Annotated in this window: 13 protein-coding genes; 8 read left to right on the top strand and 5 right to left on the bottom strand. The window is 33.2% G+C overall.

The window, feature by feature from the left end; genetic code table 11:
* Positions 1–7 precede the first annotated feature (7 nt).
* Positions 8–817, top strand: a complete 810-nt coding sequence (locus ACS5L2_RS07735) for an ATP-grasp domain-containing protein (RefSeq protein WP_459201435.1) — start codon at positions 8–10, stop codon at positions 815–817.
* 53 nt (positions 818–870) lie between these two features.
* Here the strand turns inward: ACS5L2_RS07735 and ACS5L2_RS07730 are convergent, their stop codons facing one another.
* The 3 genes from ACS5L2_RS07730 to ACS5L2_RS07720 form a co-directional block, all read right to left on the bottom strand.
* Positions 871–1,536: an NAD-binding protein gene (locus ACS5L2_RS07730; protein WP_459201434.1), complete on the bottom strand. Its 666-nt coding sequence runs from the start codon at positions 1,534–1,536 to the stop codon at positions 871–873.
* A 14-nt stretch (positions 1,537–1,550) separates the two neighbouring features.
* Entirely contained in the window at positions 1,551–2,105 is a 555-nt protein-coding gene (locus ACS5L2_RS07725) for a DUF483 domain-containing protein (RefSeq protein ID WP_459201433.1), read from the bottom strand.
* Positions 2,106–2,221: 116 nt separating this feature from the next.
* Complete coding sequence (locus ACS5L2_RS07720; RefSeq protein WP_459201432.1) at positions 2,222–2,710, bottom strand: phosphatidylglycerophosphatase A; 489 nt, start codon at positions 2,708–2,710, stop codon at positions 2,222–2,224.
* Between the two features lie 19 nt (positions 2,711–2,729).
* Between ACS5L2_RS07720 and ACS5L2_RS07715 the strand changes: the two genes are divergently transcribed.
* The 6 genes from ACS5L2_RS07715 to ACS5L2_RS07690 all read left to right on the top strand — a co-directional run bounded on the left by ACS5L2_RS07715 (position 2,730) and on the right by ACS5L2_RS07690 (position 8,674).
* The gene (locus tag ACS5L2_RS07715; RefSeq protein WP_459201431.1) at positions 2,730–3,320 is read left to right on the top strand and encodes a stage II sporulation protein M; all 591 of its coding nucleotides are present in this window, start codon (positions 2,730–2,732) and stop codon (positions 3,318–3,320) included.
* Between the two features lie 88 nt (positions 3,321–3,408).
* Complete coding sequence (gene arcS / locus ACS5L2_RS07710; RefSeq protein ID WP_459201430.1) at positions 3,409–5,025, top strand: archaeosine synthase subunit alpha; 1,617 nt, start codon at positions 3,409–3,411, stop codon at positions 5,023–5,025.
* Positions 5,026–5,087: 62 nt separating this feature from the next.
* A complete protein-coding gene (locus ACS5L2_RS07705) occupies positions 5,088–5,630 on the top strand; it encodes a hypothetical protein (RefSeq protein WP_459201429.1) in 543 nt (180 codons plus the stop codon).
* Between the two features lie 12 nt (positions 5,631–5,642).
* A complete protein-coding gene (mmp11, locus tag ACS5L2_RS07700) occupies positions 5,643–6,548 on the top strand; it encodes a methanogenesis marker protein 11 (protein ID WP_459201428.1) in 906 nt (301 codons plus the stop codon).
* Positions 6,549–6,586: 38 nt separating this feature from the next.
* Positions 6,587–7,663 carry a tryptophan--tRNA ligase gene (locus ACS5L2_RS07695; protein WP_459201427.1) on the top strand — a complete coding sequence of 359 codons (1,077 nt, stop codon included), beginning with the start codon at positions 6,587–6,589 and terminating at the stop codon, positions 7,661–7,663.
* A gap of 39 nt (positions 7,664–7,702) precedes the next feature.
* Positions 7,703–8,674, top strand: coding sequence for a cobalt-precorrin 5A hydrolase (locus ACS5L2_RS07690; protein ID WP_459201426.1), 972 nt, complete (start codon positions 7,703–7,705; stop codon positions 8,672–8,674).
* Here the strand turns inward: ACS5L2_RS07690 and ACS5L2_RS07685 are convergent, their stop codons facing one another.
* On the bottom strand, positions 8,675–9,460 hold the full coding sequence (locus ACS5L2_RS07685; RefSeq protein WP_459201425.1) for a 7-cyano-7-deazaguanine synthase: 786 nt from the start codon (positions 9,458–9,460) through the stop codon (positions 8,675–8,677).
* An 85-nt stretch (positions 9,461–9,545) separates the two neighbouring features.
* Positions 9,546–10,646, bottom strand: coding sequence for a glutamine-hydrolyzing carbamoyl-phosphate synthase small subunit (gene carA, locus ACS5L2_RS07680; RefSeq protein ID WP_459201424.1), 1,101 nt, complete (start codon positions 10,644–10,646; stop codon positions 9,546–9,548).
* A gap of 142 nt (positions 10,647–10,788) precedes the next feature.
* Here carA and serA point away from each other — a divergent pair, with 142 nt between their 5' ends.
* On the top strand, positions 10,789–12,360 hold the full coding sequence (gene serA, locus ACS5L2_RS07675) for a phosphoglycerate dehydrogenase (protein ID WP_459201423.1): 1,572 nt from the start codon (positions 10,789–10,791) through the stop codon (positions 12,358–12,360).
* The last annotated feature ends 6 nt before the right edge of the window (positions 12,361–12,366 follow it).

Raw genomic sequence — 12,366 nt, 5'->3', positions numbered from 1 at the left:
GATTTTTATGAAGATAGGAATATTGGCCCACAAAAAAACGCCTGAAAATTTGATGATTTTTGAAGAACTTGGGAAAAAGTGTAGTGTTGAATTTATCGACCCTTTAGAAGTTTTTTCAGGTTTTGAACGGTATGAATTTGATTTAATTTTATCAAGAGTTGAGCGAGATTTTTTAAACGAGGGAATTTATGCACTAAAATACCTTTCAAAAGACATTCCTGTTATAAATTCTGCTGAAACCATTCAAACGTGCCAGAATAAATATCTCACGTACTTAAAATTAAAAGAAATATCCCCTAAATCGTTTTTAACATATTCAAAAGACATTACCGAAATTTTTAATAGAATCGATAATAATTTTGGAGTTCCTTTTGTTTTAAAACCAATATATGGGGGATATGGGGACGGAGTTTTTAAAATAACTTCAAAATCCGAATTTATCGAAGTTTTTAGTAAATTGGGAGAAAAAGACGAACTTTTTGTTCAGGAATACATTCCTTACATCCACGACCTTCGGGTTTTCGTATTGGATAACGAAATTATCGGGTCGATGGAAAGAATTCCAAAAAATAGCTGGAAGGCAAATTACTCTCGCGGTGCGGAAATACGGGAATTTCTCTTATCAAAAGATATTGAAGACATGGTTTTAGATTCCGTAAAAAAATTAGGTGCAGATATTGTTGGAATGGATGTTTTGATTTCGAAGAATAAAAATTACATTTTAGAAGCAAATATAACTCCTCAATTTAGGGGAATGATGAATTTTGTAAATATCCCTGAAAAAATTGCGAATTTCTGTTTAAATTATTTAAAATAATTTTTTAAAGTATTTACTGTATTTTATGTTTTTTTACGGGGTTTATTCTTAAATTATTCCCTTGTTTCGCTTGAAAAGACCTTTCTAACTTCATCTAACGATGATGTTTTCGCAAGTATTATGATTCTATCGTATGCTTTTAGTTCAGTATTCCCATCAGGAATTTTTAGTTCGTTTCCTTCGTAAATTGCAATTATGACGTAGTCTTTTGCTCCGCCAAGTTCCCTAATTTTTTTATCTGCAACTTTTGAAGCTGGAGGGATTATAAGTTCTAAAATTTCTGCATCTCCTCTTCCGATTATTGCAAGGTCTACAACACCAGGTCTATCGATTAATTTTTCAATATAGTTTGCTGCAACGAGTTCAGGGCTAATTACAACGCCAATCCCGAGACTTTCAAATACGTCCTTGTAATCTGGTTCACTTACTCTTGCAATAGTTTTTGGGACGTTAAATTTTTTTGCAATTAATCCACTGATCAGATTAATTTCCTGATTTCCGGTAACTGCGATAAATATATCCGCATCTTCGATTCCTGCGTTTTCAAGCGATTTCGTTTTAGTACAGTCCCCGTTGATTACGAGGGCATCGATTTCACTTGCAACTTCTTCGCATGTTTTTTTGTTCTGGTCGAGCAGTACAAGGTCGTGTCCTTTTCCGGAAAGTGATTTTGCAAGTGACATTCCAACTCTGCCCATTCCCGCAATGATAATATACATAGATTCAACCCTTTTTATTTTTTTATAATTATTTTTTCAAAATATTCATCATAAGCCCCGTGATAGTGTGGCAATTCTCTAAAAAGTTCTTCTTCTAATTTTAAAAGTTTATCGTAAGTTTCTTTATCTATTTTTCCAATCAATTTATTATCAATGGCTTTTTTACAATTGATACTGCATGGAATGAATCCTGATGGAAGTATAATTGCATAAGTATCTTCGTCAAATTCCATGTTTTCGACTTCTTTTAAATGCTCAGAATCAATTCCGTACCGTGCAGTGTCAGAAAATGATTTTACACAGCATTCTGGATAATCAAGAAGTTCACCAAGTTCTAAATCATCAAGTCTTCTGTATATCCCAAGTTCTGAAGAAACAAATGGGTCTATCGCGGGCCTTATTTCTATTCCGTATTTTTTTACAATTTCAATCTGTTTTTCCAATCTTTTTAAGATGTAATCAAACATATCTTCAGGCATTGACTGGATATGCTTTGAGAGTACCTGAAATTTATCAGAATTATTCTCTCTTAATTCGACTATCTTTTTATAAAGTCTTTCAATTTCCATAGCTTTCCCGTTCTTGAAATTATAAGTTCTCTTTATACTATTTACCCGAGGTATTAAAAAAAGATATTGTTTTTGTTTTTAATTTTTGAAATTTTTTCAGGCGTTATTTTAAATTTTTATTCAAATACCTTGGACATGCATCCCGCAACAAACCCTGCAACAGCATCATCTAAAAACATGTAGCCTTCTTTATCGAGTTTTCCAATAATTCCTGGTTTTTTTGCATCGTACCATTTAAAATTAAATGTAGCTTTAGTTCCCGCGATTTCATTTGCAATTGCCATTCCGATAACTTCATCTGCGTAAACATAAGTCGGATCACTATTGTAATCGAATGGAAGCCCACCATTTCTTCCCCTTTCATCCATGACAATTGCAGATATTAAAAGAGTCGATACATTTGGATTTTTAATCTGTTTTTCCATGATTTTCAGAAATTTAGTTTCAATTTCTTTTTTTTCGGATTCATCGCAGATGCACATGTACATTCCGCATTTTAGCATATTGTCAAAATTAACGCCCAAATCAGACAAAAGTTTGACAACATCACTTTCCAACATGTTTTTATTCGATGAATTGCATTTATTTTTTAAAGATTCAGTCACAATATCACGCTTGGGTACCATGAGTAAAGAAGTTTACGAAATTTTAGAGATTTTTGATGCACTAAAAAGGCACAAGAATACAATTTACTTAGTTTCGACTATATTTTTGGCAACATTTCTACTTTCTTACGTATTTATTTATTATGACATGTTTCAATTCCGTTATTTTGGAAATTTGATGTATGAAACATTTAAAATAAAAGTTCAGAGCTTTTCAATAGATGATAAAGGTCCTATCGAAATATTTACAATAATTTTGGCAAACAACCTCTTTGTTGCAGCTTTTACATATATCATTATGTTTTTTGCACTTATAAATATCGCGGTAAATTCATATTTACTCGCTTATGTTCTTTATTTAACAGAGCCGTTAAAATTTATACTTTTAATCGGGCCCCATGGAATTTTTGAAATTCCTGCACTTATTTTAGCCGCCACTTCAGGCCTGATTCTTTCAATGAGTGTAATCAAGAAATTCAGAAAAGAAAAGCATTATATTGATTATTTCAAAGATTCTTTGCGGATTTTTTTAATTTCTGTAATATTATTTGTTATCGCAGCACTAATAGAGGTCTTTATCACGTATCAAATAGCCCTTTGGATAGCTTAATAATGTAGAAATATATATTTTAAGTTTAAAAGTTTAATCAGATTTTAAGTTTTAATTTTTATTTATTTTTTATTAAAAAGGTGTTTAGATGTTAGAGCCGGTATTATACGATATAGGAAGAATTTGCAAGGAGAAACACGAATTAACTTCTTCCGCGACAACCCCGAAAATAATCGAGTTTGAGATAACAGTTCCTAACCTGAGCGCGTTAAAAATTCCATTTGACGCACCAAGGGAAGTTGCAGAAGAACTCGTAAAATTAAATAAATCAGAATATGTGAGAAAAAGTGAAATAAGCTACCAGATAATAAATACTGGAAAATATGCTGATTTAATTGATATTGAAGAAGGCATGGATGTTTACGTAATTTCCGACCTTCGACAGATGGTAAAAAGAAGGGAAATGATTGAAATTATCCCAAAAGTGAGAGAAATTATTTCTCCAAATTCTGGAATATATGTTCCAGGTGCAATGCCTTTGGAAATTCCACTGCTCGTTTACATGGGTGCAGATTATTTTGATTATTCGTCTGCAAGTTATTATGCAGCACAAGGCTACAAATTTAGTAAAAATAGACTTATAAAATCAGAAGAAGATTTTGAAAGTTTAAAAAAATTCAATGAATCTATAATCGATCAGGTTTTAGAAGAAGTGAAATTCTGTATCGAGACAGGTTCTTTAAGAAATCTCGTAGAGGAAACCACGATTTCAAACCCTTATTTAAGGTCAAATTACAGGCGGTTTAAACCCGAACTTACAAATATTCCAATTTCAAAAAATAATAAAATAATTGTAACAATTGATGAAACAAAAATTCCAGAAGTTCAAAAATACATCGAAAGGGCAAAAAATTACGAACCATATACAAATGTAATCATACTTTTGCCGTGTTCATCAAAAAAACCGTATTCATATTCAAAAAGCCACCAGTTCTTCATAAATGCAATTAATTCAGTAAGAATGCCCGTAGAAGAATTGATTTTAACTTCACCTTATGGGGTAGTTCCAAGAGCACTCGAAAGACTCGTGGATTATGATATTCCTGTAACTGGAGACTGGAGCCATGATGAAATAGAGTTTATAAACAAATATTTGAAAAATTATATCGAAATCGCAAAATCTAAATTCGAAGAAGTAAAGATAATAGCACATCTTCCAGAACACTACCTCGAAATTTTGGATATCGATGAAGATTACATAATTTCTTCAGATGGAGACCCAACGTCTGACAATTCGTTAAAAAATTTAAAAAATATCTTAAAAGAATTAGATCAAACTGCTGATACAAAATCAAAACGTGCACAGAGACTTCACAATTATCAAGAACTTGCAAAATTCCAGCTTGGAAAGAACTTTTTACCTGAAGACGTAATGATAAAAGGAAGACATGTTAAATTCTTCATAAAAGACGGCAAAAATACAGTTCAATTGGCTTCAATTAATGATAACGGCCTTTTTGTACTTACTTCGCAAGGTGGAGAACTTCTCGGTAAAACAAACTGGGTAGAAGTTGATTTTGACGTTAAAAAAGGTTCATTATTTGCTCCAGGATTTAGAAATGCTGATGATGCGATTTCTGTAAACGATGAAGTAGTTATCATAAAAAATAATAATGTATTGGGTGTTGGAAGAGCATTAATGAGCGGAAAAGAAATGAAGAAAGCAACTCACGGCGTTTTGGTAAATATAAGACATGTTAAATAAAAATTGCTGAAATATTTAAGATTCAACAACTTTTAAATCTTAATATTCGACCAAGTGAAACTATGGCAGAATACAACAAGAAGTTAAAAAAACTCGCGGAACTCATACTTTTAAAAGACCCCCAATTTGAAGAAAGTTCAAAGTTAAAAGATGTTTTTAAAAATTATGTGGGAATGTATAATGAAATATGCATTTTAGAAGAGACGCTAAAAGACCTTGACAGGGACCTTGTAAATGTGCGCGAAATTCAGTTTTTAGATAATGAACTTAGGGCGTATACTCATAAATTAAATGACCTTGAAACGCACCTTAGAAAATTGCATTCGCACAAAAGAATTTCAAACTATGATGAGTTGTTGTGCTGCCTTCACAAGTTGAAAAACTTAAATATTTCTGTTGATAATTCATTAAAATGGGATATATACAATAGAATGGTCGGACTCGACAGGAAATTGCGAGGCATTGAAAGAGAACTCGAATTAATAATTTTAAACTACGCTCTTTCAAGAACCGATATAGATAAAAAAATATCCAATTACGAAAAGGATTTATTCGATTTAATTTACGACGAAATCACGAACTACCTTGAAGAACGTGGAGCTTAATTTGGTGAGAATATGACTGATTATGTATCTTATAAACGGATTATTGCAATGGTTGACGAGGAACTGGGGTTAACTGAACTTGTCGAAGAACACCCGTGCCCAAGTGGTTCAGAATGGCTGATGTACCAGTACCAGAGAACCTCCCCAGTAATTGTTTCAGCATGGAGAAATGGAAACAAGCACCATTTTATTTTGAAAAATGGGAAAAACGACCTTAAACTTGTTCCATCAATCAGTGCAGCAGGAATTGAAGAAATTTATTTAAAAGATGGCAATGTTCACATTGTTTACGCAGGTCTTGCAGGTGCAGGAGTTGGAATTGAACTAAGAAAAAATGCAGAAAATGTAGTTGCCGCAGAATTAATCGAAAAAGGTGGCGGGTCAAAACTTGGACGGGGAATGATCCAGACTCCCAAAATGGAAAAAATAACTGTTGGAATAGATGATACCGATACTAAAGAAGAAGGTGCCACTTGGGTTTTAGCAAATGAAATTGGAAATTTAATTGAAGAATCCAAAATGGGTTTTTACGTCGACCACACGATAATCCAGTTATTCCCTGGAAACCCAAATAAAACACAAAATTGTGTGTCAATTGCACTCACTTTTGCGGTTTACCCAGAATACAAATATAAAATCGGAAAAGAAATTGAAAAGCTTTTAAAAGAAAAAACACTTTCAGAAAAAACTGCAATTGCAATTTACAGGGGACTTACTCCTTCCCAAAGCATGAAACTGTACACCATGAAAGTTAAACGGGAAATGGTTCCTATAAACGAGGCTAAAATGGTTGCAATGAGAAACAACATTGAACTTATAGAAGTTACTGGTGATGGCGGTATAATTGGTGCTGTAGCTGCACTCGGTCTTTCAGAATGCCACAAAACCGCTGCAAAACTGCCTGAAAATTACGAATAATTTTTAAGAATTGTATTTGATTTAATTAAGGTGAAATATTGATTACTCCTTGGGATGTTTCGGACGATTTAGACTATAAAAAGACAATGGAGCAATTTGGTGTAAATCCAATTTCTGAAATTGTAAACACGCTAAAAGAACCGCACAGTTTCATGAAAAGAGGTATTGTGTTCGGGCACAGAGATTTTCAGAAAATTGCAGATGCTATGAATAATGGGAAAGATTTTACAGTAGTTTCTGGAATGATGCCTTCTGGAAAAATGCATTTTGGACACAAAATGGTTGTTGACCAGCTTTTATACTACCAAAAGTACGGTGCAGACATATACATTCCAATTGCAGATTTAGAAGCTTATTGGGCAAGAGGAATGGATTTTGAAACCACTAAAAAGCTTGCAATTGAAGAATACATCACAAACTACATTGCTTTAGGACTCGATCCAGAAAAAATCAATGTTTATCTTCAATCAAAAAATGAAACAGTAAAAGACCTTGCAATGCGCCTTTCTAAACGGGTAAATTTCACTGAAATGAAAGGAATTTACGGATTTAGTGGGGAAACAAATATCGGGCACGTTTTTGCACCGATTGTTCAGGTTGCAGACATACTCCACCCTCAGCTTGAAAAAAAGGTTCCAGTTGTAGTTCCTGTTGGAATTGATCAGGACCCCCACATAAGACTTACAAGAGATATTGCTGGAAGATACAAAGATTTTAAATTTATTGCACCATCTTCAACATACCACAGGTTTATAACTGGCCTTTTGGGCGGAAAAATGAGTTCATCAAAGCCTGAAACCGCAATATATCTTTCAGATGAACCAACAAAATCATTTAAGAAAAAAGTTATGTCATGTAAAACTGGCGGGCGAGAGACTCTTGAAGAGCAGAAAAAACTTGGTGGAGTTCCTGAAGAGTGTGTCGTGTATGAATTATACACTTACCACTTAATAGAAAATGATAAAGAACTTAAAAAATTATATGAACAGTGTAAAAGCGGAGAATTAACCTGTGGAACCTGTAAAAAAGAATGCTACCAGAAATTAGTTGAATTCATGACTGATTTACAAGAAAAAAGGGAGCAGGCAAAAGAAGTTGCTGCAAAACTTCTTTAAAATTAATTATTTTTTGAAATTTCATCTTTCGGGGTTATGATGATAAAAATTGTTTACATTACAGAAAATGCCGAAAAACTGGCAAACGATGTAAAATCGGTTTTTAATTACTATTTTTATGATAACGAAGTTTTTAACATAAAAGATTTTGAAATAACTGGGAATGAAACTGGTTTTGTTTTTATAATGGCTTCAGGAATTGTTTTAAGAAAATATATTCCGGAAATTCAAAATGACAAGTTAAAAGACCCTTTTGTAATTTTAATGGATGAATCAGAAAAATACGTGGTACCGCTTCTTTCAAACCATATCGGCGGGGGAAACTATTTTTCAGACTTAATTGGAAATTTTTTAAATTTAAACGTTGTAAAAACAACTGCAACAGATGTTAATGGAAAAATTGGGATTGATGAACTATCAAAAATCTATTTTTTAGAAAATCCATTGAAAAAAGACATACTTTTGATAAATAAAAAAGTTTTATCCGAAAAACCTGATTTAGTTATTCCAAAAGCTTGGAAAACTTCAAAAAAGCTGTTAAATTCTTACAATATTTCTGTTCACAACGAAAATCATGTTTTAATTGATGATATAATTTTAAAACCCAAAACCGTAAGTTTGGGTTTAGGTTCAAGAAAAAATATCGAAAAGAGCAAAGTTTACTGGGCAGTTAAAAAAGCACTCTATTTAAGAGACATATCCCCATGGAGAATCGATGCAATTTCTACGGTAAGCGTTAAAAAAGATGAATACGGAATTTTAAAAACTGCTGAAAGATTTGATAAAAATCTGTTTATCTTTGAAATCGATGAAATAAATGAAATCTATTCAAAATATCCATTAAAAAAGTCAGATTTTGTATTTAAAACGATTGGAACATATGGAGTTTCTGAACCCTGTGCGATTCTTGGAATTTCAGAAATTACTGGAATGAAAGAATTTGAAATGAAAAATCTTGTTTTAAACAAAATGAAAAAAGACGGTGTTTCAGTTTCAATTGCGATACAGTAGTTAAATTTTAACAACATCGAGTATATTTTTTAAACCTTCTTCAGGAGTAATGACTTGGGCCCTTACTTCCCTTAATATCCTTTGAATTGTAAATTTTTGCATGCTTTTATGTTTATGCGCTTTTTTAATTAGCTGACAGCCGTAAGACTGATTTATGGTAATTTTAAACTCTTTTAAAATAGTTCTGCTTTCATCCTTAGCCATTGATAAAAATGATGGAATATTTATACGAATAATTTTTTTATCAATTTTTTTAATCGATAAATACCCAATCGAAAGCATGTCCCCGTATATTATGTATTTTATGCCATTTTTTTCAGCATAATTTAAGATTTCCGCTTCAACTGTGCTGTGACATCTTCCACAAGGGTGGTATTTTCCAGATTTGGTATCTTCAAAAATAGAATCCAAATTTACATCGATAAATTCATGCGAAACTTTTAACAGTTTTCCAAGTTCCGATACATTTTTTTCAGTTTCTGCATCTATTATATATTTAGAACGCACGGTAACTGCATAAATCTCAAAAATTTTCTTTGCAACAATTATTGATGCACTACTATCTACGCCTCCACTAAATGCAACTACTGCTTTTTCTTTTTTCAGGTTTTGAGTATTATTATCCATTTTTAGATATGCTAAAAATTCATCAAAATCCTTGTTTCTAACATCGTGAAGTTCTGATAATTTTTCATAAATTTCTTTTGAAATTTCATTTTTTTGATATATCGAATCAAGGGTTTTTTTTGATGAGTCAAGAGCAGCAGTTTTAATTTGTGGATTCATGATTTTTTCCTTTGGTTTCAAGCTAAAAAATAAAGTCATGTTCAAAGTTTATCTTAAATTTTTAAAAAAGTAGTAGTTTAAAAAGTTAGTTTGCTTTTTCTGCTTTAAATTTAATTCCAAGTTCGACCATTTCATCAAAGAGGAATCTTGCATCATGCGGTCCAGGGCCAGCTTCAGGGTGGTACTGAACACTCCATACGGTATTTTTGAGGTCACATGATCCAATTTTTCTTATTCCTTCAACGGTATCGTCGTTTAAGTTCACGTGCATCAATTCAGAACCTGCTGGAACTACGGTCGTGTCTGTTGCAAACCCGTGGTTTTGGGATGTTATGTATACTTTTCCAGTTTCCATGTCTTTTACAGGCTGGTTTCCGCCCCTGTGACCGAATTTTAACTTGTAAGTTTTTCCGCCAAGTGCTATTGTGATAATCTGGTGTCCAAGACAAATTCCTGTAACTGGAATTGTTCCAATTAAATTTTTAACTATATCGACTGTTTCAAACATTTTTTCAGGGTCGCCAGGACCGTTTGAAACAAGTACAAAGTCTGGGCTGTATGATAAAATTTCTTCTTTTTTGCAGTTGTATGGAACTTTTATAACGCTGCATCCTCTTTCAACAAGGCAGTTTACAATGCTCTGTTTTACACCGCAATCAATAAGTACACACTTTGTTTTTTCATCGTCTGCGTTGTATACAACTGTTTCTTTTGTAGATACTTCTGGAACAAGGTCTATTTCTGAAATATCTGGATAAGTTACTACCTTTTTAATTAATTCTCTTTCTTCATCTTCAGTTATCGGGTTGGTGGATGTTTTTAAGAGGGATTTAATAACCCCTTTTGATCTTATTTTTCTTGTAATGTATCTCGTGTCTACGCCTGAAATTCCCGGAATATTGTATTCTTTTAAGAATTCATCGAGTTCTTTTCCAGTCATATCCTTTACAACGAATCCTTCTGCTTTAATTCCATCACTTTCAAACCATTCCTTTTCGACACCATAATTTCCTTCCAAAGGATACGTCATTGTAACAATCTGGCCCTTGTATGAGGGGTCAGTTAATATTTCAACGTATCCTGTCATGGAAGTGTTAAATACAAGTTCACCGAGCACTTCGGTTTCTGCACCAAATCCATTTCCCTGGATAATTGTGCCGTCTTCCAAAACTAAAATTCCGTACATCAATTCCACCGTAATTTTTCTATAAGTTTGTTATCATGATATTTATCAGTTAGGTTAGTTCGAGTAGTTATTTAAATTATTAGTCATAATTATTTTGTGTAATTTGAGATGTGTAGTAAATTGTATTCATTTAGGTGATTAAATGTCAAAAATACTTATAACAGACCCGCTGCATGAAAGCGCTGTTGAAATCTTAAGACAGGCAGGCGAAGTTGAAGTTGCAACGGGTTTACAAGTCGAAGAGATAAAATCAAAAATTAAAGATGTAGATGCACTCGTTGTTAGAAGTGGAACTACTGTTACAAGAGAAATTATCGAAGCATCAGAGAATTTAAAAATCATTGCAAGAGCAGGTGTTGGTGTAGATAACGTCGATTTAGACGCTGCAACTGAAAAAGGAGTAGTTGTAGTAAATGCGCCAGATGCATCGTCAATATCAGTTGCAGAGCTTTTATTTGGTATGATGCTCTCAGCAGCGAGAAATATTCCTCAGGCTACTGCATCGATTAAACGGGGCGAGTGGGACAGGAAATCATTTAAAGGAATGGAAATTTACGGAAAAACTCTCGGAATTGTTGGACTTGGAAGAATTGGACAGCAAGTTGCAAAAAGAGCGCAAGCTTTTGGAATGACAATTGTTGCATATGATCCATACATTCCAGAAGATGTAGCATCAGAACTTGGAATAAAATTATTAACTGTAGATGAACTGTGTACTGTAAGTGACTTTATAACCCTTCACGTTCCATTAACCCCTAAAACAAAACACATGATTGGAAAAGAGCAGATTGCACTCATGAAAAGCAATATGGTTATCATGAATTGTGCAAGAGGCGGTTTAATCGATGAAGATGCACTCTATGAATCATTAAGCAGTGGAAAAATTAAAGCAGCTGCACTCGATGTATTTGAGCAAGAACCTCCAAAAGAAAGCCCGCTTTTAACACTTAATAATTTAATCGGAACTCCGCACCAGGGGGCTTCAACAGAAGAAGCACAGCTCAGTGCAGGAACGATTGTCGCAGAACAAACCGTTAAAATATTAAAAGGAGAATCTGCAGAGAACGTTGTAAACCTCCCAATGGTTCCAACTGAAAAAATGAAAAAATTAAAACCATACATGATTTTATCTGAAAAAATGGGTTCTATGGCAATACAGTACCTCGATAATTCGATAGAACTTTTAGAAATTACTTACATGGGTGGACTTGCAAAAGAAAAGACCGAAATACTTAAAAGGTCATTTTTAAAAGGTATTTTGGCCCCGATATTGCTTGCAGGTGTTAATTTAGTAAACGCCCCAGTAATTGCAAAAAGCAGGAACATCAAAATTGCAGAAGGAACAATGGCCGAAAGCGACTACGGAAATTCGATAAAAATTGTTGCTAAAGGAGAAAATGACGAAATTTCAATAATCGGAAGTATTGAACACAATGAAGTTGTTTTCAGGGAAATCAATGGATACAGAATGGATATAAAACCTGAAGGAACAATTTGTATTATAAAACACATCGACAGACCCGGAATGGTTGGAAAAGTTGGGGTGCTCCTTGGTGAACACGGAATAAACATTGCAGGAATGCAAGTTGGAAGAAAAGAGCCAGGGGGACACAGTATAATGTTCTTAGATGTTGACCACATGATTTCAGAAGACGTGTTAGATGAAATCAAGAAAATAGAAAATGTAAGGACTGCAAAATCAATAAACATTTAATTTAAT

Source organism: Methanococcus mangrovi (assembly GCF_054506835.1).
The sequence above is the reverse complement of the archived record's forward strand: the minus strand, read 5'-3'. Positions and strand labels throughout refer to the sequence as shown.